General features: G+C 71.3%; 22 protein-coding genes. 9 read left to right on the top strand and 13 right to left on the bottom strand.

The features are described 5' to 3' along the window. Positions 1-59: 59 nt before the first annotated feature. The 6 genes from OCS65_RS14425 to OCS65_RS14400 form a co-directional block, all read right to left on the bottom strand. Complete coding sequence (locus OCS65_RS14425) at positions 60-626, bottom strand: NuoB/complex I 20 kDa subunit family protein (RefSeq protein ID WP_006931008.1); 567 nt, start codon at positions 624-626, stop codon at positions 60-62. A gap of 67 nt (positions 627-693) precedes the next feature. Then, the gene (locus OCS65_RS14420) at positions 694-1,053 is read right to left on the bottom strand and encodes an NADH-quinone oxidoreductase subunit A (protein WP_003937927.1); all 360 of its coding nucleotides are present in this window, start codon (positions 1,051-1,053) and stop codon (positions 694-696) included. A 292-nt stretch (positions 1,054-1,345) separates the two neighbouring features. Further along, entirely contained in the window at positions 1,346-1,768 is a 423-nt protein-coding gene (locus tag OCS65_RS14415; RefSeq protein ID WP_050035312.1) for an Rv3143 family two-component system response regulator, read from the bottom strand. A gap of 179 nt (positions 1,769-1,947) precedes the next feature. Next, complete coding sequence (locus tag OCS65_RS14410) at positions 1,948-3,750, bottom strand: SulP family inorganic anion transporter (RefSeq protein WP_029543964.1); 1,803 nt, start codon at positions 3,748-3,750, stop codon at positions 1,948-1,950. 82 nt (positions 3,751-3,832) lie between these two features. Further along, positions 3,833-4,192 carry an ArsR/SmtB family transcription factor gene (locus tag OCS65_RS14405; RefSeq protein WP_029543966.1) on the bottom strand — a complete coding sequence of 120 codons (360 nt, stop codon included), beginning with the start codon at positions 4,190-4,192 and terminating at the stop codon, positions 3,833-3,835. A 42-nt stretch (positions 4,193-4,234) separates the two neighbouring features. Further along, a complete protein-coding gene (locus tag OCS65_RS14400) occupies positions 4,235-4,840 on the bottom strand; it encodes an SRPBCC family protein (RefSeq protein WP_231385909.1) in 606 nt (201 codons plus the stop codon). A gap of 136 nt (positions 4,841-4,976) precedes the next feature. Here OCS65_RS14400 and OCS65_RS14395 point away from each other — a divergent pair, with 136 nt between their 5' ends. The 3 genes from OCS65_RS14395 to OCS65_RS14385 all read left to right on the top strand — a co-directional run bounded on the left by OCS65_RS14395 (position 4,977) and on the right by OCS65_RS14385 (position 8,938). Further along, positions 4,977-6,023: a DoxX family protein gene (locus tag OCS65_RS14395; protein WP_029543972.1), complete on the top strand. Its 1,047-nt coding sequence runs from the start codon at positions 4,977-4,979 to the stop codon at positions 6,021-6,023. Positions 6,024-6,189: 166 nt separating this feature from the next. Next, complete coding sequence (locus tag OCS65_RS14390; RefSeq protein WP_144415070.1) at positions 6,190-8,430, top strand: HelD family protein; 2,241 nt, start codon at positions 6,190-6,192, stop codon at positions 8,428-8,430. Positions 8,431-8,524: 94 nt separating this feature from the next. Next, positions 8,525-8,938: a DUF732 domain-containing protein gene (locus OCS65_RS14385; protein WP_230304473.1), complete on the top strand. Its 414-nt coding sequence runs from the start codon at positions 8,525-8,527 to the stop codon at positions 8,936-8,938. Between the two features lie 8 nt (positions 8,939-8,946). Here the strand turns inward: OCS65_RS14385 and OCS65_RS14380 are convergent, their stop codons facing one another. From OCS65_RS14380 to uvrB, 3 genes are all read right to left on the bottom strand, one after another. Then, entirely contained in the window at positions 8,947-9,399 is a 453-nt protein-coding gene (locus tag OCS65_RS14380; protein WP_006948093.1) for a universal stress protein, read from the bottom strand. Between the two features lie 169 nt (positions 9,400-9,568). Next, entirely contained in the window at positions 9,569-10,441 is an 873-nt protein-coding gene (locus OCS65_RS14375) for an SCO6745 family protein (protein WP_006948091.1), read from the bottom strand. Between the two features lie 10 nt (positions 10,442-10,451). Continuing rightward, positions 10,452-12,605, bottom strand: coding sequence for an excinuclease ABC subunit UvrB (gene uvrB, locus OCS65_RS14370; RefSeq protein WP_006948089.1), 2,154 nt, complete (start codon positions 12,603-12,605; stop codon positions 10,452-10,454). A 218-nt stretch (positions 12,606-12,823) separates the two neighbouring features. Between uvrB and OCS65_RS14365 the strand changes: the two genes are divergently transcribed. After that, positions 12,824-13,417, top strand: a complete 594-nt coding sequence (locus OCS65_RS14365) for a DUF3267 domain-containing protein (protein ID WP_050035313.1) — start codon at positions 12,824-12,826, stop codon at positions 13,415-13,417. A gap of 49 nt (positions 13,418-13,466) precedes the next feature. Then, positions 13,467-13,979 (top strand): ribonuclease FAU-1 family protein, encoded by a 513-nt coding sequence (locus tag OCS65_RS14360; protein ID WP_006948072.1) that lies wholly within the window; start codon positions 13,467-13,469, stop codon positions 13,977-13,979. Positions 13,980-14,003: 24 nt separating this feature from the next. On the opposite strand, the gene coaE is transcribed toward OCS65_RS14360, so the two are convergent. Further along, positions 14,004-15,221: a dephospho-CoA kinase gene (gene coaE / locus OCS65_RS14355; protein WP_029543986.1), complete on the bottom strand. Its 1,218-nt coding sequence runs from the start codon at positions 15,219-15,221 to the stop codon at positions 14,004-14,006. Positions 15,222-15,437: 216 nt separating this feature from the next. Between coaE and OCS65_RS14350 the strand changes: the two genes are divergently transcribed. Beyond that, complete coding sequence (locus tag OCS65_RS14350; RefSeq protein ID WP_006948069.1) at positions 15,438-15,653, top strand: hypothetical protein; 216 nt, start codon at positions 15,438-15,440, stop codon at positions 15,651-15,653. A gap of 168 nt (positions 15,654-15,821) precedes the next feature. Here the strand turns inward: OCS65_RS14350 and rpsA are convergent, their stop codons facing one another. Continuing rightward, entirely contained in the window at positions 15,822-17,285 is a 1,464-nt protein-coding gene (gene rpsA / locus OCS65_RS14345; RefSeq protein WP_029543987.1) for a 30S ribosomal protein S1, read from the bottom strand. Positions 17,286-17,506: 221 nt separating this feature from the next. On the opposite strand from rpsA, the gene OCS65_RS14340 reads away from it, so the two are divergent. The 3 genes from OCS65_RS14340 (at position 17,507) to OCS65_RS14330 (ending at position 22,025) form a co-directional block, all read left to right on the top strand. Further along, entirely contained in the window at positions 17,507-18,355 is an 849-nt protein-coding gene (locus OCS65_RS14340; RefSeq protein WP_006941153.1) for a class I SAM-dependent methyltransferase, read from the top strand. Between the two features lie 75 nt (positions 18,356-18,430). Next, positions 18,431-19,132 carry a TMEM175 family protein gene (locus OCS65_RS14335; RefSeq protein ID WP_006941151.1) on the top strand — a complete coding sequence of 234 codons (702 nt, stop codon included), beginning with the start codon at positions 18,431-18,433 and terminating at the stop codon, positions 19,130-19,132. A gap of 97 nt (positions 19,133-19,229) precedes the next feature. Next, a complete protein-coding gene (locus OCS65_RS14330) occupies positions 19,230-22,025 on the top strand; it encodes an AMP-binding protein (protein WP_006941149.1) in 2,796 nt (931 codons plus the stop codon). A 13-nt stretch (positions 22,026-22,038) separates the two neighbouring features. Here OCS65_RS14330 and OCS65_RS14325 read toward each other — a convergent pair whose 3' ends face one another. Both OCS65_RS14325 and OCS65_RS14320 read right to left on the bottom strand, forming a co-directional pair. Beyond that, a complete protein-coding gene (locus tag OCS65_RS14325; RefSeq protein ID WP_006941148.1) occupies positions 22,039-22,800 on the bottom strand; it encodes an amino acid ABC transporter ATP-binding protein in 762 nt (253 codons plus the stop codon). Continuing rightward, a complete protein-coding gene (locus OCS65_RS14320; protein ID WP_006941147.1) occupies positions 22,797-23,783 on the bottom strand; it encodes an amino acid ABC transporter permease in 987 nt (328 codons plus the stop codon). Before OCS65_RS14320 ends, OCS65_RS14325 begins: the two co-directional genes overlap by 4 nt. Between the last annotated feature and the right edge of the window lie 2 nt (positions 23,784-23,785).

Genomic DNA, 23,785 nt, shown 5'->3' with positions numbered 1-23,785 from the left:
CTGCGCGCGCGTCGCGGGATCCGTAGGGCGCGAGGACCGTTCGTTGTCGGAGGAGGAGGTCACCGGGCCGACCCCCGCACCTGGAGGGTGGGCACGACGGGCCGGGCGGCAGCCAGGGCCGCCTCCTCGGCGGCCTGCACGGCCTTCTCCCGGTCCACGCCGAGCGGCATCTGCTGGATCTTCTCGTGCAGCATCAGGACGGCGTGCAGCAGCATCTCCGGCCGGGGCGGGCACCCGGGTAGGTAGATGTCGACGGGAACGATGTGGTCGACACCCTGGACGACGGCGTAGTTGTTGAACATGCCGCCCGAGGAGGCGCACACACCCATGGCCAATACCCATTTCGGCTCGACCATCTGGTCGTAGACCTGCCGCAGCACCGGGGCCATCTTCTGGCTGACCCGGCCGGCGACGATCATGAGGTCGGCCTGTCGCGGCGAGGCGCGGAACGCCTCCATCCCGAACCGTGCGATGTCGAACCGCGGCGACACGGTGGTCATCATCTCGATCGCGCAGCACGCGAGCCCGAAGGTCGCGGGCCACAGCGAACCCTTGCGCGCGAAACCGGCGAAACTCTCCACCGTGCTCAGCAGAAAGCCGCTCGGCAACTTCTCCTCGAGACCCATGTCCGACTCTTATCACTTTCGGTCGGTGTTCGAATCCATTACGGCACAATCCCATTCCCTGTCGCAGTCATTCCCAGCCGAGACCACCCCGCCGCCACTCGTAGACGTAGGCGACGGCGACGTTGAACACGAACAGCGCCATCGCGGCCAGCCCGAAGACCCCCAGGGCATCGAGGTGCACGGCCCACGGATAGAGGAACACGATCTCGATGTCGAAGATGATGAACAGCATGGCCGTCAGGTAGTACTTCACCGGGAACCTGCCGCCGCCCGGCGGCTGCGGCGTCGGGTCGATCCCGCACTCGTAGGCTTCGAGCTTGGCTCGGTTGTAGCGGCTCGGGCCGATCACCGAGGACACGACGACCGAGAACACCGCGAAGGCGACCGCGATCCCTCCGAGCACGAGGATCGGGATGTAGACGTTCATGGCGCCTGGCTCCTCTCCGTGCGAGCCGGCCACCCGCGCCGACCCCGTTGCCCTTGCCGACCTCCACCGGCCGCTGGGGCCGAACGATCACGATACGGAGACAGTGCCGTGAGTCACTTCAACCGCATCATTGTGATGTACGGCTCAGCCTACCGGCGCGGTGTCCCGCCGAGGCGGATACGACGCGGCGTGATTTCTCCGTTTCGCCCGACCCTTGCGGGGGTGCCGGGACGCCGGGACCGGCAGATCGCCCGGACCGTGGGCCGATGCCGGCGCCCGCTTCGCGCCGCCCTCAGGTGGTGCCGCGGCCGCGCAGCAGCGCGACGACCGTCTCCGCGAGGCGGAACGGGTCGAGAGGCCGCGGCACCGCGGCCTCGGCGCGGGACCAGTCGGCCAGCCACGCGTCGTCCGCCCGGCCGGTCAGCACGACGACGGGCGGGCACTGTTCGAGTTCGTCCTTGAGTTGCTTGGCGATCCCCATCCCACCGGCGGGGGCCGCCTCGCCGTCCAGGATCGCGAGGTCGATACCACCGGCGTCCATGCGGCGGATCACCATCGGCTCGGTCGCCACCTCGACGAAGTCGAGTTCGGGGAGTTCGGGATCGGGTCGCCGGCCCAGCGCCCGGGTGACCTGCTCGCGCGTGTCGGCGTCGTCGCTGTAGACGAGAACGCGCAGGGCGGCAGGACGGCTGGTACTCGCGGTCGAGTCGGTCACGGAGCAGATGCTACTGGCCGGAACGGAGGGCCCCCGGGAGGCGAGCCGCGGCACGCACGGCTCGCGGCCGCCCGCGCCCCGCCGGTCCCGCCGACGGCAGGCGACCGGTCCCCGTGCTCACCTGGCGTTACCGGGTGAGGAGAGCCAGGCTGCCACGAGGGCCGGTCACACCGCCGATTCTACTCGCCCGGAAGAGCTTCGGAATCTCCCGGCCCCTTCCCCTCGGAACCGGCGGCGGCCTGGGCGTACCGGTGTTCCGGCAGCACCAGCATGCGGGCGTACGCGATCGCTCGGGGCGTGGTCGCGAAGACGTGCCGCTCCTCGCTGTCCTTGGTGGTGAAGACACCCAGCGCGGACAGCGGCCGCAGGTGCTCCGGTTTGGCCCCGGAGATCAGGACCGTGATGTGCCGGTGCTCGAGCTTGGTGATGGCGTCCTTGAGGACCAGGGCGCCGGTGGCGTCGATGGCCGTCACCCGGGACATGCGCAGGATCACGACCTTGACGTCCGTGACGTCGGCGAGCTCGAGCAGGAATCGGTGGGCCGCGGCGAAGAACAGAGCACCGTCGATCCGGTACGCGACGATGTGCTCACGCAACAGCTCGTGTTCCTCGGCGGCGTGATCCCCTTCCTCGTCGAGGGGAACCTGCTCGATCCGGGCGGACTTCGCGACCGCCCGCAGCGCGAGCACCGCAGCGAACCCGACACCGATCGCGACCGCCGTCACGAGGTCGAGGGCGACGGTGACCAGGAACGTCACCGTCATGACGATCGCATCCGCGCGGCTGGCCCGCGTGATCGCGACGATCGAGGCGGTCTCGACCATGCGCACCGTGGTGGCGAGCAGAACGCCGGCGAGCGCGGCAAGGGGGATCTGGGCGACGAGCGGCGAGGCGAGGTAGACGATCCCGGCGAGGATGACGGCGTGGGTGAGGGCGGACAGCCGGGACCGCGCCCCCGAGCGGACGTTGACGGCCGTCCGGGCGATCGCGCCCGTGGCCGGAACGCCGCCGAACAGGGGGGCGGCGATGTTGGCCAGGCCCTGCCCGAACAACTCCCGGTCCGGGTCGTGCCGGGTGCCGACGCTCATCGAATCCGCGGCGGTCGCGGACAGCAGAGATTCGAGGGCCGCGAGCGCGGCCACCGCGAGCGCCGGCGCGAGAAGCGACGTCAGCTCACCCAGGTCGAGGAATCCGAGGCTGGGGGCGCTGAAGCCGGACGGGATGGACCCGATCCGCGTGACGTCCAGATGGAACAGCTGTGCGACGACGGTGGCCACCACCACCGCGACGAGCGAGAACGGCAGCTTCGGCAGGTACCGGCCGCCGATCAGGATGGCCGCCGCGACAAGCACCGCCACGACCGTGGGCAGAAGGGACGGCTGGTCGACGAACTGCCGGGCGGCGTCGAACGCGCTCTGCCACACCTTCTCCCCCTCGGCGTGGGCGATGCCGAGCGCGGCCGGAACCTGCTGCAGGGCGATGACCACGGCGATCCCGGCGGTGAAGCCCTCGATCACCGGGGCGGGCATGAACCGCACCGCCCGGCCGATGCCGGCGAAGGCGAGGACGACGAGAACGACGCCGGCGACGAGTCCCACCGCGAGGACGCCGGAGGCGCCGTGCTCATGGAAGATCGGCACCAGGACGACGGTCATCGCGCCGGTCGGGCCCGACACCTGGAAGCGGGAGCCGCCGAACACGGCGGCGACCGCTCCCGCGACGACGGCGGTCGCGAGGCCCGCCGCGGCCCCGAGACCGGAGCTGATGCCGAAGCCGAGCGCGAGGGGCAACGCGACGAGGGCGACGACGAGTCCGGCGGTCAGATCGGCGCGGGGCGAGCGCAGGGCCGGTTTCCACTCGACCCAGCGCGGCATCAGCGCGGCGACCGACCGCGCGGCGCGAGCCACGACGGTGCCGGCTCCCGCCGCCTCTTCCTCGGTGCGCCCGGTCACCGCATCCTGCTGCTCTGCCGACATCGACATCGTGCCTCCACCACAAACAATAAATAAGCACTTAATAAAGTCTGCAATCAATGCGCGCGAAGCGCCCCGGTGCGCGACCGGCTCAGCGGCGCGCTCGGCCCGCCGGTTCGGCTACGTCGTCCTCGAGCAGCTCCGCCTGTCCGGCGACCACCCCCGTGAGGATGGCGCGGGCGACGCCCAGCAGTTCCGCGACCCGCGGCGACGTCAGCGCGTACGTCACCGACAGCCCCTCCCGGCGCGCGGTGACCAGGCCTGCGCGCCGGAGGATCGCCAGTTGCTGGGAGAGATTGGCGGGTTCGATCCCCACCTCGGGCAACATCTCGGAGACGGCATGCTCGCGCTCGCTGAGCAGCTCGAGGACGCGGATGCGCGCCGGATGTCCGAGCGTCTTGAAGAAGTCGGCCTTCATCCGATAGAGGGGCTGACGCGCCTGCGCGACCATCACCGTTCCCGTCGTCCGAGCCACCGCCGGCGGGCGATGCCGTTACTTGCGTAGTTTAGCAATCAAAGAGGTAGGGTGTGCGTGACATGCGACACACCGGACACCGACACCGTCGGCACCCGGCGCGGTTCGGGAACGCGCCGCACGCCCGAGCCGGGCGAGGCTCGCGGACATCTGCGCGGGCGAGACCCGCGGAAGCCGCACGCGACGCAGGTACGCGGTGTCGGTCACCGCGGACCAGTCGCACGTCTGGCTCACCGCAGCGCCCCCGGTCGTCCCGGTGAAGGACCACTCCCACCGGATGCCGAGCGGCGGCGTGTCCGGGTTGGCCGGCAGCCACGCCAGCAGCCGGTCGGGTTCGAACGCCACCACGTGGTTGACCACCGGATACGCGCTGCGCCCGGGCAAGTGCACCTGCGCGGAGAAGCGCTGGCCGACGGCGGTGATCGGGGGCTGCCCCGCGGGCACCTGCACCGTGCCCGAGCCGTCGATCTCGCTGTGCCGCAGCGGGTCCCGCATCACCCCGAACAGCGCCGCGGCCGACACCGGTATCGTGGCCTCGACCCGGACCGATGTCGTCGTGCGCACCACGCGCACCCCGGCCCCACCGATGTCGCCGACCCCTGCCGCTTCTCCCCCATCGTTCACGCCGCACATCGTGCCACCTCGGCGCGCAATCGTTGCGCGGCGTCCGGAGCGTGATCCGGGTCGAACGCGCATATCGCGCCGGGCGGCGGGGTATGCGTGCAAAGGTGGAACCGCCACCGATCACGGGAGGAAGCACATGATTGTCCGCAGAATTGCCCGCCCCATGCTCGCGTCGGTCTTCGTCGCCGGGGGCATCGACGCGCTGAGAGACTCGTCCACCAAGGCGGCGGCAGCGCAGCCGGGACTCGACCGGGCGGTGGGCATGCTGCCCGACACGGTGACGCAGAAGCTCCCGGACTCGGTGAGCGAGAAGCTCACGAACGATCCGGAGACACTCGTGCGGATCAACGCCGCCGTGCAGATCGGGGCGGGTGCGCTGCTCGCGGTCGGGAAGGCACCGCGGCTGGCGGCTCTTGCCCTGGCCACCACGCTCGTGCCCACGACGGTGGCGGGTCACGACTTCTGGAACGTCGAGGATGCGGAGGCCCGGGCCATCCAGCGCACCCAGTTCCTCAAGAACGTCAGCCTGCTCGGCGGGCTGATCATCACCGCGGTGGACACCGAAGGCAAGCCGTCGCTGGGGTGGCGCGGACGGCGGGCCGCACGGCGCGCCCAGGAGGCCGTCGCCGGTGTCCTGCCTCATCAGGACGACGGCGCGGGCGAAGCGGTCACCGAGAGCCTGCACAAGGTGGCCGAGCGGGTCCGGGTCCTGTCGGAGGAGGCAGCGGAGGTGGCCGGCACCGCCCGTGAGCGTGGAAGCCACCTGCTGGGCGTTGCCCGCGAGCGCGGACCCGAGCTCGCCGAGGTCGCCCGCGAGCGCGGCACGCACCTGCTCGACGTCGCCCGCGAACGCGGCCCCGAACTCGCCGACGTCGCCCGCGAACGCGGCACCGAACTGCTCGACGTCGCCCGCGAACGCGGCCCCGAACTCGCCGACGTCGCCCGCGAACGCGGCACCGAACTGCTCGACGTCGCCCGCGAACGCGGCCCCGAACTCGCCGAGGTCGCCCGGGAACGGAGTTCGCTGCTGTGGGGCACGGCCCGTGAGCGCGGCCCGGAGCTGGCGAAGGTCGCCCGCGAGCGGGCGCTGACGGCGGAGGAGCGTTCCCTGTTGCTGGCGCAGCAGGCCCGTCACCGCGCCGAGGAGGCCCTCACCCGCGCCCGCCTGCAGTTGCAGCGCTGACAGCACGGTCCCGCACCCGGCGATTCTGCGCGGGTGCGGGACCGCCACTAGACTTCTTGGGCACTTCGTGGCGGCGCACCCGCCGCCCGTCCGACCCCGAGGAGACCCCTTGCCGGCCGATGGCCTGTCCCACCCCGACCAAGAGCGTGAGCAGGTCTACCTGTCGATGCTGTACGGCCACCTCGACTCCATGCGGGCCTACGCCAAGACCCGGCTGAGCCGGGTGCTGCTCGACACCGGCGGCACTCCGCAGGCCCGCAGCGAGCGGGAGTCCTTCACGCAGCTGTACACGGAGGACATCGCGAAATACGACGCGGCCGAGCACGGGCTGTGCTTCGGCCGGATCGACGTGCGCGACGGCGAGGACGGCGACGGGACCGAGGTGCGGTACATCGGCCGCATCGGCATCCTCGACGAGGCGAACGACTACGAGCCGCTGCTGCTGGACTGGCGGGCGCCGTTGGCCCGGCCGTTCTATCTGGCGACGCCGGCGGCGCCGGAGGGCGTGACGCGGCGCCGGCACATCCGGTCGCGCAGCCGCGCGATCACCGCGCTCAACGACGAGTACCTCGATCTCGACGCGGCCCAGGCGCACGACGCCACCGTCTCGGCGGGGGGTGTCGCCGGCGAGACGGCGCTGCTGGCCGCACTGAACGCCGCGCGGACCGGGCAGATGCACGACATCGTCGCGACGATCCAGGCCGAGCAGGACGCGATCATCCGGTCCGAGCACAAGAGCGTGCTCGTCGTCCAGGGCGGCCCGGGCACCGGGAAGACCGCGGTGGCCCTGCACCGGGCGGCGTTCCTGCTGTACACGTACCGTCGGCAGCTCGCGAAGAGCGGTGTGCTCATCGTCGGACCGAACTCGACGTTCCTGGACTACATCGGGCAGGTGCTGCCGTCCCTCGGCGAGACCGGCGTGTTGCTGTCCACGATCGGTGACCTGTACCCCGGGGTGCGCGCGAGCGTCGAGGATTCCCTCGAGGCAGGCGCCATCAAGGGCTCGCTCGACATGATCGAGGTGCTGAAGAAGGCGGTGCGGGACCGTCAGGAGATCCCGACGACGCCGATCCCCCTGGTCTTCGACACCTACCGGCTGACCCTCGACCGCAAGACGGTCACGCGGGCGCGGGGCCGGGCCCGGTCGTCGCGCCGGCCGCACAACCTGGCTCGCCCGATCTTCGTCTCCGCGGTGGTGGACGCGCTCGCCGACCAGCTCGCGTCGATCATCGGTGCGAATCTGGTCGACGGCGGAAACCTGTTGAGCCGGGACGACATCGACGACATCCGGGCCGAGATGCGGGCGGACCGCGACATCACGGCGGCGATCGACTCGCTGTGGCCGCAGCTGAGCCCGCAGCAGGTGCTCGCGGAGCTGTTCGCGTCCCGGGAGCGGCTCGCGTCGGCGGCGCCGGAACTCGACGAGGACCAGCGCGCCCTGCTGCTGCGCCCCTCGGCGACGCGGGTGTTCAGCGCCGCGGACGCGCCACTGCTCGACGAACTCGCCGAGTTGCTCGGCGTCGACGACGCGGCCGAGCGGGAGCGCGTCGCGCGGCAGTGGCGCAAGCAGATCGCCGACGCGCAGGGCGCCCTGGACATCCTGACGGGGTCGGCCCCGCAGGATCTCGAGGACGAGCTGGATCCGGAGATCCTGATGGCGTACGACCTGATCGACGCCGACCAGCTCGCGCAGCGACAGAGCCGCTCGAGCCACGAGACCACGGCCGAACGGGCCGCCGGGGACCGGACCTGGACGTACGGGCACGTGATCGTCGACGAGGCGCAGGAGCTGTCCGAGATGGCCTGGCGGATGCTGATGCGGCGCATCCCGAACCGTTGGATGACCCTGGTCGGCGACACCGCGCAGACCGGCGATCCGGCCGGCAGCTCGTCCTGGCAGCGGATCCTGGAGCCGTACGTGGCCAACCGGTGGAAGAAGGCCGAGCTGACCGTCAACTACCGCACGCCCGCGGAGATCATGGAGATCGCACATGCGGTCCTCGCCGAGATCGATCCGCACCAGGTGCCGCCCCGCTCGGTGCGCGAGTCCGGGTTCACACCGTGGGTCCGGAACGTCGACGCGGACGGCCTTCTCGAAGCCGTGCACGGCGCCCTCGCGGCCGAGGACGGCCCGGGCCTCACGGCGGTGATCGTGCCGCACGATCTCGCGGCGCAGTGGGCGCATCTGCGGTCGGATTCGGTGCGGGTGTCCACCGTGAAGGACGTCAAGGGACTGGAATTCGATTCGGTGCTGCTGGTGGAGCCGACCGCCATCGTGGCGGAGTCGCCTCGCGGGCTCAACGACCTGTACGTGGCGCTCACCCGCGCCACCCAACGGCTCGGGGTGCTGCACACCGGGGAACTGCCCGAGGCACTGGCGGCGCTGGTGGCGCCGGCCCGGCTGTGACAGGTCACCGATGTGCCGTTTCACCGCCTGCGCCGTTCGGCCGGGCGGTATGTTGCGGACGAACGTGCGACCGGTCGGAGCGGGAGGCGGGGCGGTGAGAGCGGTGTGGCCTCGGGGGCGCTGGGCGCGCATCCTGGCAGGGTTCGGGGTCCTCGCCACCACCGCGGGTTGTGCGGGGACCGCGGCCTCGGAGGACTCCGCGGCCGCCATCCCGGTCACGGTCCCGATGGCGGCCGCACCGGTCGAGGCGGAGGCGCTGGACGGGCCGGCCCTGCGGTTCAAGCAGGCCCTGGCCGAGGCCGGGCTGGCCGCTGGGGTGCCCGACGAGACGCTGGTGGCACTGGTCCGGGGGACGTGTGCCCAGCTGGCCGCCGGCCTGCCGGAAGAACAGATCCTCGGCTCGGTCCGGTCCGTCGCGGCCTTCGCGGCGTCCGTCTCGCGGGCGGCGTTGCAGGGCGACGACGCCGCCCGGTTCTACGTGGGTGCCGCCCGCGAGACCTACTGCTGATCGACGCGTCAGCGGACGGTGTGCACGATGAGCACGTCCGAGGTCGACTTGCGGGCCAGATCCGAGGGTACGGAGCCGAGCAACCGGCCGGTGAGGGTGTTCAGGCCCCGGTTGCCCACGACGAGCAGGTCCGCCTCCACCTCGTCGACCAGTTCGAGGAGCGAGTCGACGGGAGCCCCGACGACGGCCCGTTCGAGGACGTTCTTGGCGCCGGCTGCGTGGGCCTTCTCCCGGGCGGTGCGCAGGATGTCGTAGGTGGGCGCCGATCCGGTCACCTGGTAGGCGTCCTCACCGAGCACGTCGGCGGCGCGGGCACTGTCCTTCGGATCCACCGGGTAGTAGGCGCACGCGATGACGAGACGGGCCTCGGCGTCACCGGCGAGAGCTGCTGCCTTCTCGACGGCGCGGTACGACGACTCGGAACCGTCGGTTCCGACGACTACGGTCCGGTAGGCGCTCATGCATTCCTCCATGAAATTGGTCGGGTTTCGCCGGCGGGCGACCGTCGTTGCGTCCCCCTTCCGACTGCTGCGTCGACAGTAGCGGCCGACCGGACGGGGTTGACGACCTTTGGGGTGGATCCCACAGGGCCCGCCGCCGCGCGCTCGACGCCACTGACGACCGTTGACGTTACCGTGCGTCACCGTAACGCGGGCCGAACATCTGCGCGGGGAACACGCCGGACTCCACGATGGCGTCCCGCCACGGCAGCGCGAGCTCCGTCAGCCGGTCGGCCTTGTCTTCGCCCAGCGCCGCCCACGGCACCGCCGCGAGGTCGTCGGTCAGGTCCTCGACGAGTTCGCGGACCTCGAAGCCCTCGTCCGTGAGCGCACCGGAGCGGTCGAGCAGTCCGCGCGAGCGCAGCGCCGTCTCCGCGTCGGCCCACTCCTCCTTGCTCCAGCCGCGGCGCGCCCGGGCGAAGTCCTCGCTGAACCCGATCCCCGCGGCGGTGTGGGTGACGAGGGCCTCGATCCCGGTCAGGCCGGCGGTCTGCAACGCCGCGACGTGCCCGTCGCCCCGGTATTCGCGCAGCAGGGTCAGCGCGTGCCACAGGATCAGGTGCGGGGCGTCCGGCCACGGCAGGTCGGCGTGCCCCGCGTACAGCGGCCGGCCCTCCGGTCCCGGGACGGCCCGGGCGGCGCTCGCGGCGAGGTCCGCCGCCTCGCGCATCTCCGGCGAGTCCAGCACCTCGGGCCCGAGGATTCGGGCCAGCGACTCGTCGATGCCGCGCAGCCGGGCGGCCACGACGGCCTCCGGGGTGGCGAGCCGCCAGGCGTGCGGGATCGCGGACGCGACGAGACGGGGACTGAAGTTGTAGAAGGTGGCGGTCACGACGCCCGCCCCGACCGCCCCGAGCGCGGCGGAACGCGCCGCGAAGTACCGCATCCGGCCGGCCTCGAGGCCGGTGTCGCCGAGCGCGGCGTCCACTTCGGGGGCGAAGTACCCGACGGAGTGGATCAGTTCGAGGGCACGGGCGATGCGGCCGGCAGACTGTGGGTCCATGCCGCAGACGCTACGCGAGGCCGGCGGCGTCCATCCCGCGCAGTTCCTTCTTCAGGTCGGCGATCTCGTCGCGCAACCGCCCGGCCAGTTCGAACTGCAGCTCGCGGGCCGCGTTCATCATCTGGTCGGTCAGTTCCTGCACGAGGTCCGCGAGTTCGGCCCGGGGCATGGACTTCACGTCGCGGCCCTCGTAGACGCCGGCGCTCACGGCGCGACCGGATTCCCCCTGGGCGCGGCGGCCGCGGGAGGCGTTGCGGCCCGAGCCCCCGACCTCCACGGTGTCGTCGGCCTCCTCGTAGACCTGGTCGAGGATGTCGGCGATCTTCTTGCGCAGCGGCTGCGGGTCGATGCCGTGCTCGCGGTTGTACGCGATCTGCTTCTCGCGGCGCCGCTCGGTCTCCTCGATGGCACGCGCCATCGAGTCGGTGACCTTGTCGGCGTACATGTGGACCTCGCCGGAGACGTTGCGGGCGGCCCGGCCGATGGTCTGGATGAGGCTGGTGGTCGAGCGCAGGAACCCCTCCTTGTCGGCGTCGAGGATCGCCACGAGCGAGACCTCGGGTAGGTCGAGGCCCTCGCGGAGGAGGTTGATGCCGACGAGGACGTCGTACTCGCCGAGCCGCAGCTGCCGGAGCAGCTCGACGCGCCGGAGGGTGTCGATGTCCGAGTGCAGGTAGCGCACCCGGATGCCTAGCTCGAGCAGGTAGTCGGTGAGATCCTCGGACATCTTCTTGGTGAGGGTGGTGACGAGCACCCTCTCGTCCCGGTCGGCGCGCTCGCGGATCTCGTGTACCAGGTCGTCGATCTGGCCCTTGGTGGGCTTGACGACGACCTTCGGGTCCACCAGTCCGGTCGGCCGGATGACCTGTTCGACGAACTCGCCGCCGGCCTGCCCGAGCTCGTACGGGCCGGGGGTGGCCGACAGGTAGACGGTCTGGCCGATGCGGGCGGCGAACTCCTCCCAGGTCAACGGGCGGTTGTCGACGGCCGAGGGCAGCCGGAACCCGAATTCGACGAGGTTGCGCTTGCGCGACATGTCCCCCTCGTACATGGCGCCGATCTGCGGGACGGTGACGTGGGACTCGTCGATGACCAGCAGGAAGTCCTCCGGGAAGTAGTCGATCAGGGTGGCCGGCGCGGAACCGGCGGGACGGCCGTCGATGTGCCTCGAGTAGTTCTCGATGCCGGAGCAGAACCCGACCTGGCGGATCATCTCGAGGTCGTACTGGGTGCGCATCCGCAGGCGCTGCGCCTCGAGCAGCTTGCCGCGGTTCTCGAGGTCGGCGAGACGGTCCTCGAGTTCGGCCTCGATGTCGGTCACAGCCCGTTCCATCCGCTCCGGCCCGGCGACGTAGTGGGTGGCGGGGAAGATCCGCAGCGAGTCCACCTTGCGCACCACGTCCCCCGTCAGGGGGTGCAGGTAGTAGAGCGCGTCGATCTCGTCGCCGAAGAACTCGATGCGCACGGCGAGTTCCTCGTACGCGGGGATGATGTCGACGGTGTCGCCCTTGACCCGGAACGAGCCGCGCGTGAACGCCATGTCGTTGCGGGTGTACTGCACGTCCACCAGCAGGCGCAGCAGGGCGTCGCGGGGCACCTCCACCCCGACCTCGAGCGCGATGGAACGGTCCAGGTAGGACTGCGGCGTGCCCAGGCCGTAGATGCACGACACGGACGCGACCACCACGACGTCGCGACGGGAGAGCAGCGCGGAGGTGGCCGAGTGCCGCAGCCGTTCCACGTCGTCGTTGATCGAGGAGTCCTTCTCGATGTACGTGTCGGTCTGCGCGATGTACGCCTCGGGCTGGTAGTAGTCGTAGTACGACACGAAGTACTCGACGGCGTTGTGCGGCAACATCTCCCGCAGCTCGTTGGCGAGCTGCGCGGCGAGGGTCTTGTTCGGCGCCATCACCAGGGTGGGGCGTTGCACCCGCTCGATCAGCCACGCGGTGGTGGCCGACTTGCCGGTGCCCGTGGCGCCGAGCAGCACCACGTCCTTCTCCCCCGCCTGCAGGCGGCGCTCGAGTTCGTCGATCGCGGCCGGCTGATCCCCGGCAGGCTTGTGGTCGCTGACCACCTCGAACCGGCCCTCGGCCCGTTCGATCTCCCCCACGGGGCGGAACTCGGAGTGGGCGACAACGGGATGCTCGCTTGCGAACGCCATGGGAACCAGGGTAGGCGGCGGCACCGACAATGCCGATCGGCGGCGGCAGGGACCCGGTGCCTGGCCGCCGGGACACGGAGTCATCCGCCGGGACACGGAGTCGTCCGCCGGGACACGGAGTCGTCCGCCGGGCATGATCGGTCGGACCGGCCCGCCCGTCCACCGTCGGCTCTCGTCGGACCGTCCGCCCGGGAGACCGCGAAATCCAGGGGGTACACGTGAACGCTCGCAACGACCCGAAGCCCGCGGTGGCGCCCCCACCGGACTATCGGGTCCACACCCGGCTGGACCTGAAGAACGACACGCGGGCGGCCGCGGCCGTCCGGACCGTCCTCGTCCTCACCGTCGCCGTGCTCCTCGGCGCGGCAGTGGTCCTGGGCCTGCCGCTGCGGAGCGGGTGGGGCACGGCGCCCACGGTCGTCGTCACCGTCGTGGCGTGCCTCGGCTACCTGGCGGTGCACGAACTGACCCACGGCCTGGTCTCCCGGATCCTCTCCGGCGTGCGCCCGACGTACGCGGTGCGGTTCCCCTTCCTTACGACGGGCAGCGACGCCTGGCTCACGCGGAACGCGGCCGTGACCGTCACGCTCGCCCCCGTGGCGCTGTGGGGCGCGGTCCTGGTGGCCTTGCTGTTCGCCGTGCCCGTCGACTTCGTCCTCACCGTCTTTGTCGTCACGGTGGTGAACTTCGCGGGGTCGGCCGGCGACTACGTCCAGGCCGGCGCGCTGTGGCGGCTGCCCGCCTCCGCGCTCGTGCAGGACAACGGGCACGAGACGACGACGGTGGTGCCGGCCGGGCCGGCGGGCCGGTAGGTCCGGCACCGGCGGGTTTACCGGCCCGGACCGCAGTAACGTTCAGCCCATGCCCGAGGCGAAACTTCACCACGTAAAGGTCGAGACCTTCGATGTGGCCGCGCACACGAACGTCGACCCGAAGGGCATCGTGCGGGAGGTGGAGGTGTACCGGGTCGAGCGGTGGGGCCTGTACATGGCGCGGCCCGCCGACCACCCGCAGTTCGGGTATCTCGAGTCGTGGCTGCTGCCGGACCTCGGCCTGCGCGCGTCGATCTTCCACTTCCGGCCCGGTTTCGAACGCGACCAGGACCGGTACGTCGACGTCGGCGAGTTCTGGTGCGAGGGGAACGTGTGGCACTCGCGCGACCACTACCTCGATCTCGTGGTGCGCACCGGCCGCGACACCGCCGTCGAGGACGTCGACGAACTGCTCGCCGCCGCGGCGGCGGGACTGCTGGATCCGGGGACCGCCGAGCGCGCGGTGCAGCGGGCGTTGCGGGCGGTGGACGGCATCGCCACGCACGGCCACGATCTCGATGCCTGGCTGGCCGCGCTGGCCATGCCGGTCAGCTGGCGCTGAGCGGGTCCCGCCTCGGTCCGGGCGTCAGGCCGACCAGCCGGTCTTCTCTGCCCACTCCCAGGCACGCGTGTAGGCGCCGTCGAACCAGGGGGCCTTCTCCCCGGCGTAGACGGCGGCGGCCTCGGCCGGGTCGTGCCGGGCGGCCGCGTCACGGGCCGCGGCCTGCTTGATCTCGGCGAATTCGGCGACGGCCTCGGGGTTCGCGCGCAACCAGTCCCGCAGCAGCAGGGCGAACTGCTGGCCGGGCCAGCCCTGCACCCGCAGATGCACGTACGCGGGCCGACCGGGGTCGGCGCTGCCGTGCAGGCGCGCGCCCCACACGGCCGGGTCGGTCTCGCCGCCGGCACCGTACGACGGCCGCGGGTCGTCGTGGTCGACGTGGGCGATGCGGGGGAATCCGGCGCCGGCGAGGGGGTCCTCGAGTGCGTCCGCCGCGGCGAGGTCCGGCACGGTGATCTGGAGGTCGAGCACATCGACGGCGGCCAGCCCGGGCACGGCGGTCGAGCCGATGTGGTCGATCCGCACGGCGCCGCCCCCGGCGGCGAGCGCGAGCCGGCCGATCAGCCGCTGCGCCTGCCGGTGCCAGTCCGGATTCGGGTCGCGGAGCACCGGCGCCGGCTGCACGGGGGTGCGGCTGCGCAGGTTCGCCTCGAACGGCACGAGCCGCTCGGTCCACAGGGCGCGCACGGCCGCCGCGAGGGCGTCCCGGTCGCCGTTGTTGTCCAGCCAGACGTCCGCGGCCGCGCGGCGCTGTTCGTCGGTGGCCTGGGCGGCGATGCGGGCACGCGCGTCGCCCTCGGGCATCGCCCGCAGTTCGACCAGGCGGCGCAGGCGCTCGCCGGCGTCGGTGTGCACCACGGCGACGAGATGGAACGCGGGCGCCATGCCGCCCTCGACGAGGAGCGGGATGTCCTGGACGACGATGGCGTCGGCGGGTGCGGCGGCGACCAGTTCGGCGGTGCGCGCCCCCACCCGGGGATGGGTGATCGCGTTGAGCACCGCCCGCGCCTCGTCGCTGGCAAAGGCCTTGGCGGCCAACGCCGGTCGGTTCAGGGATCCGTCCGGCAGCAGGATGTCGTCACCGAAGGCCGCGGCGAGTTCGGCCAGGCCCTCGGTGCCCGGCGCGACGACTTCGCGGGCGATGGTGTCCGCGTCGACGAGCACCGCCCCCAGCGCGACGAGTTCGTGGGAGACGGTGGATTTGCCCGCTCCGATGCCTCCGGTCAGTCCGAGTCTCAGCACGTCGAACAGTGTCGCATCACCGATCCGGGTGCCGGACACCGGTCGGTCGTCACACTGCAGTCACAACGGGGTCACGGACTGGTCGCGACCTGGGATTTCGTCGGCAACACGCCCATCTCACCCGCCTCGCCTGCCCCAGTATCATCGGCGCGTCGGATATCGTCGGACCGAGCGTCCGACCATCGTCATTACCCGCCCCACTCGAAAAGGCACCGCATGCGATCCTCCCCTCAGCTGCCCGGTCGGCATCGCCTCGGCATGGAGAACGGTGTTCACTGCATCCTCATCCCCGAGGTCGCCGCCGCGCTCGCCGAGCACCGGCGTAACTGGTTCACCATGCTGCTCAGCAACGCCCGCCACAGCCAGGCGGCGATCCGCAAGCGCGCCGCCGAACTGCCGGCCCAGTGGGCCAGCACCCCGGCGGTGAGCTGAGCACCTCCGGCATCCGGTCGGCCCCCGGAAAAGGCCGCGGCCCCGCTCCTCGAGGAGCGGGGCCGCGGCCTTTTCCGGGGGGACCAGCGTCCGGTGCAGGCTGTCTGCCGGCGCGGAGAACGCGAGGGGCCCCGCACCGGCAGGTGCGGGGCCCCTCGATCGAACGTGTCAGGCGTTGCCGGACAGCTTCTCGCGCAGCGCGGCGAGCTGCGCGTCGCTGGCCAGCGAACCACCGGTCGACTCGGCGGTGCCGGTCTCGGCACCCGTCTCCGACGAGTAGTTGGTGCCGGAGACACCCGCGGCAGCCTCGGCGGCCTCGTCGGCAGCCATCTTCTCGATCTGCGCGGTGTGCATCTTGTGGCGACGCTCGGCCTCCGCGTAGCGGGACTCCCACTCCTCACGCTGCTTCTCGAAGCCCTCGAGCCATTCGTTGGTCTCGGGGTCGAAGCCCTCGGGGAAGATGTAGTTGCCCTGCTCGTCGTAGCTGTCGGCCATGCCGTACTTCGACGGGTCGAACTCGGCGTTGTAGTCCTCGTTCGCCTGCTTCAGCGACAGCGAGATGCGGCGACGCTCGAGGTCGATGTCGATGACCTTGACCATCGCGTCGTCGCCCACGGCCACGACCTGGTCCGGAACCTCCACGTGGCGCTCGGCGAGCTCGGAGATGTGCACCAGGCCCTCGATGCCCTCCTCGACGCGGACGAACGCGCCGAACGGAACGAGCTTGGTGACCTTGCCCGGGACGATCTGACCGATCGCGTGGGTCCGGGCGAACTGACGCCACGGGTCTTCCTGGGTGGCCTTGAGCGAGAGCGACACGCGCTCCCGGTCGAGATCGACGTCGAGAACCTCGACCGTGACCTCGTTGCCGACCTCGACGACCTCGGACGGGTGGTCGATGTGCTTCCAGGACAGCTCGGAGACGTGCACCAGACCGTCGACCCCGCCCAGATCGACGAACGCGCCGAAGTTGACGATGGAGGACACGACGCCCTTGCGGACCTGGCCCTTCTGGAGCTGGTGCAGGAACTCGCTGCGGACCTCGGACTGGGTCTGCTCGAGCCAGGCGCGACGCGACAGGACCACGTTGTTGCGGTTCTTGTCGAGCTCGATGATCTTGGCCTCGATCTCCTTGCCGACGTACGGCTGCAGATCGCGGACGCGGCGCATCTCGACGAGCGACGCGGGCAGGAAGCCACGCAGGCCGATGTCGAGGATCAGGCCGCCCTTGACGACCTCGATGACGGTGCCCTTGACGGCCTCGTCCTTCTCCTTGAGCTCCTCGATCGTGCCCCACGCGCGCTCGTACTGCGCACGCTTCTTCGACAGGATCAGGCGGCCTTCCTTGTCCTCCTTGGTGAGAACCAGGGCCTCGACCTCGTCGCCGACGGAGACGACCTCGTTGGGGTCGACGTCGTGCTTGATGGAGAGCTCGCGGGACGGGATGACGCCTTCGGTCTTGTAACCGATGTCGAGCAGCACCTCGTCGCGATCAACCTTGACGATGGTGCCTTCCACGATGTCGCCATCGTTGAAGTACTTGATCGTGGCGTCGATGGCGGCGAGGAAATCCTCGGCGGAGCCGATGTCGTTGACGGCTACCTGCGGCGAGGTGACGGTGGTGGAGGGCATGTGTTGAGTTGCTCCGGACGGGTTGGTATCGGTTGATGAAGTTCGGTCGGACAAGCGGCCCGCGCGCCGCGCGAACGCCACGCACACTCCGCCGCGGGCGCCCGCGCCGGATCCTTATCGGGCCACGGGCGGACACTCGCGATCATCAGGCTACGCGTCCCGGTGCTAGCTGGGCAAACCCGGCCCGGGCGCGGCGGGCCCGCGGCTCTACGCTGAACGACATGTCCGACGACCGTCACGCCCACGCCCAGTCCGTCCTGGGAGCCACCCGCGCAGGTCGGGCCCGCCTCGGCACGCGGGACAGTGAGCGCGCGAGCCGCACCTGGTGGGACGCCGACGCCGCGGACTACCACCGCACCCACGGCGAGTTCCTCGGCGTGGACTCGGCGGAGGGCGAGTTCGTGTGGTGCCCGGAGGGGCTGCACGAGGGCGACGTGCACCTGCTCGGCGACGTCGCCGGCAAGGACGTCCTCGAGCTCGGCTGCGGGTCGGCGCCGTGCGCCCGCTGGCTCGCGGGCCGGGGCGCCCGGGCGGTGGGTCTGGACATCTCCATGGGGATGCTCGCGCGCGGGCTGACCGCGATGGACCGCGGCGGGCCGCGGGTACCGCTCGTGCAGGCCGGCGCGGAGGACCTGCCCTTCCCGGACGAGAGCTTCGACATCGCGTGCTCGGCGTTCGGGGCGGTACCGTTCGTCGCCGACTCGGCGCGGGTCATGCGGGAGGTCGCGCGGGTACTGCGCCCGGGCGGGATCTGGGTGTTCGCGGTCAACCACCCGATCCGCTGGATCTTCCCGGACGACCCCGGTGAGCGGGGACTGACCGCGATGCTGCCGTACTTCGACCGCACCCCGTACGTGGAGGTCGACGAGGCCGGCGTCCCCACCTACGTCGAGCATCACCGCACCGTCGGGGATCGGGTCCGAGAACTCGTCGCGGCCGGCCTCGAGGTACGCGACATCGTCGAACCCGAATGGCCGGAGGGGCTCGACCGCGAGTGGGGCCAGTGGAGCCCGCTGCGCGGGGAACTGTTCCCCGGCACCGCGATCTTCTGCAGCCGTAAACCGGACTGACCCGCCCGCGACCGCCCGCCCGGCCGATCACCCGTCCGGCCGATGCCCGGTCCCTGCCTGTGTCATGGTCGTGGGGTGACGCCCGCCGAGGACGACTCCGGCGCACCGCGAGCGCCCCGCGCCGATCACCGCGACCCGCCGCGGCACGGCGGCCGGTTGCTGCCCACCACGCGGCTCGACGCGTTCTCCGACGGCGTCTTCGCGATCGTGATCACCCTGCTCGTCCTCGAACTGGACGTACCCGAATCCGCAGCCCGGCTGCTCGAGGACCTGCGCGCCGAGTGGCCCTCCTTCCTGGGATACCTGGTCAGCTTCGCCTTCATCGGTGGTGTGTGGGTCGAGCACAGCAACCTCACCCGGTTGCTGCGGGCGACCGACGGGGTCTTCCTGCGCCTGAATCTGCTGCTGTTGCTGTTCGTGACCTTCCTGCCGTTCACCACCAGCCTGATGGCGACCCACCTGTCCGACGCGGCGCGAAGGCCGGCCACGGTGGCGTTCGGCCTGAACCTGACCCTGGCGATACTCATGAGCAACGTGCTGATCGCCTACGCCGTGCGCAACGCCGACCTGACCGACGAGGCGGGCCGGGCCGAACTGCCGGCGCTGGCCCGGGAACGATGGTCGGTGGCGGTACTCATGGCCGCATCGACCCTCCTGGCGGCGTTCCTGCCGCAGCTCGCGGTGGCGTTCTACCTCGCGGTGGCGATGCTTCTGCTCGTCGAGCCGTTCCGGCTTCTCCGGGCGCCCCGGCACCGAGCAGGCACCGGGTCCGCGTGAACCGGCACCCGGGGGCCTTCGGCCCTTCTGGTCGCCGGAGCGGCCGCCTATGTTGGGCAGCAGGACGACCCGTCCCTCCCACAGACGGGAGACGACCGTGAGCGAGCCTGCGACCCCGGGGCAGGACGATGCCCTGCTGCTCTCGGTGGTCCGGGATCTGGTGGCCGAGAGGTACACGGTCGATCGCGCGGCCGGCACACGGCTCGACAGCGTCTTCGATCGTGATCTCGGGCTCGACAGTCTCGCGGTCACCGAGCTGATCTCCCGCGTCGAGGATGCGTTCGGGGTGAGCCTGGAGCGTGGGGTGCTCGGCACCGTGACCACCCCGCGTCAGCTGCTGACGGCGGTGCACCACGCACCCGCGCGGGAGCGCCGCCGGCCGGTGCCCGCGCGACGGGCGGCGCCCCCATGCACCGACCGGACGCCGGACGCGACCGCGACCCTGACCGAGGCGCTCTCGTGGCACGCCCGCACCCATCCGGATCGGGTCCACCTGCGCATTCTCACCGAGGGACACCAGAGCGAGATCAGCTACGGCGAGCTGCATTCCGCGGCTGCCACGGTGTCCGCCGCGCTGCTCGCCCACGATCTCCGGCCCGGTGACGCGGTCGGCCTCATGCTCCCCACCAGCCGGGACTACTTCACCACGTTCACCGGCGTGCTCCTGGCCGGGGGCGTCCCGGTACCGGTCTATCCGCCGGCGCGTCCCTCCCAGCTCGCCGAGCACCTCCGTCGGCAGGTGCACATTCTCGACAACGCACGGACCCGTGTGCTGGTCACCGACCCGGAGGCCGCCCGCCTGGCCCGGTTGACGCGCGGCCAGGTTGAGACGGTGCGCCACGTCCTGACCCCGGGCGACCTGGCCGGCTGCGGGGAGGCGACCGGCGGACCGCGCGGCGCCGGCGACATCGCCCTGTTGCAGTACACCTCCGGCAGCACCGGCGACCCCAAGGGCGTGACCCTGACCCACGCGAATCTGCTCGCCAACATCCGTGCGATGGGCAAGGCAGCCGAGGTCTCCACCTCCGACGTCTTCGTCAGCTGGCTGCCGCTCTACCACGACATGGGCCTGATCGGCGCCTGGTTGTCCGGCCTGTACTTCGGGGTGCCGCTGGCGGTGATGTCCCCGCTGGAGTTCCTCGCCCGCCCGGCGCAGTGGCTGTGGGCGATCCACACCCACCGCGGCACCCTGTCGGCGGCTCCGAACTTCGCCTACGAGTTGTGCCTGCGCCGAATCGCCGACGCCGACGTCGAGGGGCTCGACCTCGGCTCGCTGCGCATGCTGTTCAACGGCGCCGAGGCCGTGAACGCGGACACCGTGATCCGGTTCGGCGAGCGGTTCGCCGCCTACGGACTCCGCCGCGAGTCCCTGGCCCCGGTCTACGGGCTGGCCGAAGCATGTGTCGGCCTCACCTTCCCGCCTGTGGGACGGGGACCGGTGATCGATTCGGTCGCCCGCGAACGTTTCCTGCGCACCGGCCGGGCGGCCCCCGCCACCGACGAGGACCCGAACCCGCTGCGCTTCGTCGCCTGCGGCCGGCCGATCCCGGATCACCGGATCCGGGTGGTCGACTCGGCTGCGAACGTGCTCGGCGACCGGCGCGAGGGCCGGATCGAGTTCCGCGGCCCCTCGGCCACCGCGGGGTACTTCCGCAACCCGCAGGCGACCAAGGCGCTGTCCCGGCACGGCTGGCTCGACACCGGCGACCTCGGCTATCTCGACGACGGCGAACTCTACGTCACCGGCCGCATCAAGGACCTCGTCATCCGCGCGGGCCGCAACCTGCACCCGGAGGAGCTCGAGCGGGCGGTGGGCGAGATCCCGGGACTCCGGAAGGGCTGCGTGGCGGTCTTCGCGACCTCCGCGCAGACCGCCGGCACCGAACGCCTGGTCGTGCTGGCCGAGACGCGCGAGACCGAGACAGCCACCCTGGACCGGCTCCGGGAGCGCATCGTCGGGGTCTCCGTGGATCTGCTCGGAACACCGCCGGACGACATCGTGCTCGCCCCACCCGGAACGGTGCGCAAGACCTCGAGCGGCAAGATCCGGCGTTCCGCCACCCGGCAACGCTACGAGCAGGGCGACGTGCGGGCCCGTCCCCGGCCGGTGTGGTGGCAGCTGACCCGCTTCGCGGTCCGCGGCGCGATCCCGAGCCTGCGGCGGGCGGCGCAGCTCGTCCGGACCGGTGCGTTCGCCCTGTGGTGCTGGTCGATGGTATTCGCGGTCGGCCTGCCGACCCTGATCGCCATGGCGGTGCTGCCCCGCCTCCCGGCGCGCCGCGCGGCCGCGCGCAGGGCCGCCCGCGGTCTCGCCCGCCTGACCCGCACCCCGGTGACCGCGCAGGGGGCCGAGCATCTCGTGCGGCTGCCGAACTGCGTAGTGGTCGCCAACCACGCCAGCTTCCTCGACGGCATCGCGTTGTCGACGATCCTGCCGGGCCGCTACACGTTCGTGGCCGGGGAGGTCTTCGAGCGCAAGCCGTTCGTCGGTTTCCTCCTGCGGCGGATCGGTACGCGGTTCGTCGAACGGACCGAACGTGAGCAGAGCGTGGCCGACGCCGATCGGCTGGTCGAGGAGGCACGCGCCGGGGGCCGCCTGGTGGTGTTCCCCGAAGGCGCGCTGTCGCCGGTGCCCGGGCTCCGGTCCTTCCACCTGGGTGCGTTCGTGATCGCCGCACGGGCGGGTCTTCCGGTGGTCCCCGTCGCGATCACCGGCACCCGCGCGATGATGTGGCCCGATCACGGCAGGATCATCCACCGCGGAGCGATCCACCTCGTCGTCGGCGAGCCGATCCTCCCGTCCGGAGACGGCTGGGACGCGGCCGTCGCGCTGGAGCGCGCAGCGCGGGCCGTGATCGCCGAACACTGCGGAGAGCCCGACAGCGGCCGCTGAGGAGGCCCGACCGCTAGAGCAGCTTGGACAGGAACGACTGGGTTCGTTCGTGCTGCGGATTGCGCAGCAGTTCCCTGGGAGCACCGGCTTCGACGACCACGCCGCCGTCCATGAACACCAGTTGGTCGGCGACCTCGCGGGCGAAGCCCATCTCGTGGGTGACCACCATCATCGTCATCCCGCCGGCGGCGAGGTCCCGCATCACCGCGAGAACCTCGCCGACGAGCTCGGGGTCCAGGGCGGAGGTGGGCTCGTCGAAGAGCATGAGCTTCGGCTCCATGGCCAGGGCGCGGGCGATGGCCACGCGCTGCTGCTGGCCGCCGGAGAGCTGGGCCGGGTAGGCGTCGGCCTTGGCCGCGAGCCCGACCTTGTCGAGCAGTTCCCGCCCCAGCGCGACGGCGTCGGCGCGGCGCATCTTCTTCACCAGCATCGGCGCCTCGATGACGTTCTCGAGGGCCGTGCGGTGCGGAAACAGGTTGAAGTGCTGGAACACCATGCCGATCTCGCGGCGCTGCTTGGCCGCCGCCCGCGGGCTCAGCTCGTAGAGCTTGCCCCCGCGTTCGGCGTAGCCGACGAAATGGCCGTCGACGTGCAGGCGGCCGGCGTCGATGTTCTCGAGGTGGTTGATGCAGCGCAGGAAGGTGGACTTACCGGAGCCGGAGGGCCCGATCAGGCATGCCACGGTGCCGTCGGGCACGTCGAGCGACATGCCGTTGAGCACCCGCAGGGCACCGTAGCTCTTGTAGACCCGGTCGGCCTGGACCATCGGTGTCATCGGCGTTCTCCTCCGGGGATGTCGGGTGCCTGCGCCGCGCCGGGCTCGACGGGGACGGGCTTGCCCTGCGCGTCGGCGAGAGCCTGCAACTGCCGCGCGGTGAGCTGGCGGCTCAGGCCCTTCGAGTAGTGCCGTTCCAGGAAGTACTGGCCCACCATGAGCAGGCTCGTGATGGCCAGGTACCACGTGGCGGCGACCAGCAGCAGCGGGATGGGCTGGAAGTTGGCGCCGGAGATGTCCCGGGCGCGGCCGTAGAGCTCGAGGCTGTACGGCACCGCCGCGACCAGCGAGGTGGTCTTGAGCATGCTGATGAGCTCGTTGCCCGTCGGCGGAATGATCACCCGCATCGCCTGCGGCAGGACGGTGCGGCGGATGGTCTGCGACCACGACATGCCGAGCGCCACCGAGGCCTCCGTCTGGCCTTCGGGGACCGAGCCGATCCCGGCGCGCACGATCTCGGCCATGTAGGCGGCCTCGTTCAGCCCGAGGCCGATCACGGCGAACAGGAAGGCGGCGTTGATGCCCTGCAGGTCGATGTGCACGAACTGGTGCACGAACGGGATGCCGAGGTCGAGCTGCTTGTAGATCGAGGGGAACAGACCCCAGAACACCAGCTGCACGTAGACGGGGGTGCCGCGGAAGATCCACAGATACACCCACGAGACGGTCTTGAGCACCGGGTTCGGTGACAGGCGCATGACCGCGAGGAGCACGCCGAGGAGCACGGCGAGCAGCATCGCCAGCACGGTCAGCTGCACGGTCTTCCAGGCCGCCTCGGTGATGCGGCGGTCGAACAGGTACTGCGCGTACACGTCCCAGCGGTACGCCTCGTTGGTGGCGGCGCCGTAGAGGAACAGCGCCAGCAGCACGGCGACGACGATGCCGGCGATCCAGCGGCCGGGCCGGCGCAGCGGCACGGCCTTGATGGTTTCCGGTTCGGTCTGCGGTTCCGGTCCGGTGACGGATGTCGAGCGGTCGCTCATCG

Source organism: Rhodococcus aetherivorans (genome assembly GCF_025722975.1).
Classification (GTDB): Bacteria; Actinomycetota; Actinomycetes; order Mycobacteriales; family Mycobacteriaceae; genus Rhodococcus; species Rhodococcus aetherivorans.
The sequence above is the reverse complement of the archived record's forward strand: the minus strand, read 5'-3'. Positions and strand labels throughout refer to the sequence as shown.

Coding starts and splice junctions, on each gene's coding strand:
- OCS65_RS14360 (WP_006948072.1), top strand. CDS start 13,467: ATGCCCGAGGCGAAACTTCACCACGTAAAGGTCGAGACCTTCGATGTG.
- OCS65_RS14320 (WP_006941147.1), bottom strand. CDS start 23,783: ATGAGCGACCGCTCGACATCCGTCACCGGACCGGAACCGCAGACCGAA.
- OCS65_RS14425 (WP_006931008.1), bottom strand. CDS start 626: ATGGGTCTCGAGGAGAAGTTGCCGAGCGGCTTTCTGCTGAGCACGGTG.
- OCS65_RS14375 (WP_006948091.1), bottom strand. CDS start 10,441: ATGGACCCACAGTCTGCCGGCCGCATCGCCCGTGCCCTCGAACTGATC.
- uvrB (WP_006948089.1), bottom strand. CDS start 12,605: ATGGCGTTCGCAAGCGAGCATCCCGTTGTCGCCCACTCCGAGTTCCGC.
- OCS65_RS14350 (WP_006948069.1), top strand. CDS start 15,438: ATGCGATCCTCCCCTCAGCTGCCCGGTCGGCATCGCCTCGGCATGGAG.
- OCS65_RS14325 (WP_006941148.1), bottom strand. CDS start 22,800: ATGACACCGATGGTCCAGGCCGACCGGGTCTACAAGAGCTACGGTGCC.
- OCS65_RS14410 (WP_029543964.1), bottom strand. CDS start 3,750: ATGTCGATGTCGGCAGAGCAGCAGGATGCGGTGACCGGGCGCACCGAG.
- OCS65_RS14380 (WP_006948093.1), bottom strand. CDS start 9,399: ATGAGCGCCTACCGGACCGTAGTCGTCGGAACCGACGGTTCCGAGTCG.
- OCS65_RS14395 (WP_029543972.1), top strand. CDS start 4,977: ATGATTGTCCGCAGAATTGCCCGCCCCATGCTCGCGTCGGTCTTCGTC.
- OCS65_RS14340 (WP_006941153.1), top strand. CDS start 17,507: ATGTCCGACGACCGTCACGCCCACGCCCAGTCCGTCCTGGGAGCCACC.
- OCS65_RS14405 (WP_029543966.1), bottom strand. CDS start 4,192: ATGGTCGCGCAGGCGCGTCAGCCCCTCTATCGGATGAAGGCCGACTTC.
- OCS65_RS14390 (WP_144415070.1), top strand. CDS start 6,190: ATGCTGTACGGCCACCTCGACTCCATGCGGGCCTACGCCAAGACCCGG.
- rpsA (WP_029543987.1), bottom strand. CDS start 17,285: ATGCCCTCCACCACCGTCACCTCGCCGCAGGTAGCCGTCAACGACATC.
- OCS65_RS14420 (WP_003937927.1), bottom strand. CDS start 1,053: ATGAACGTCTACATCCCGATCCTCGTGCTCGGAGGGATCGCGGTCGCC.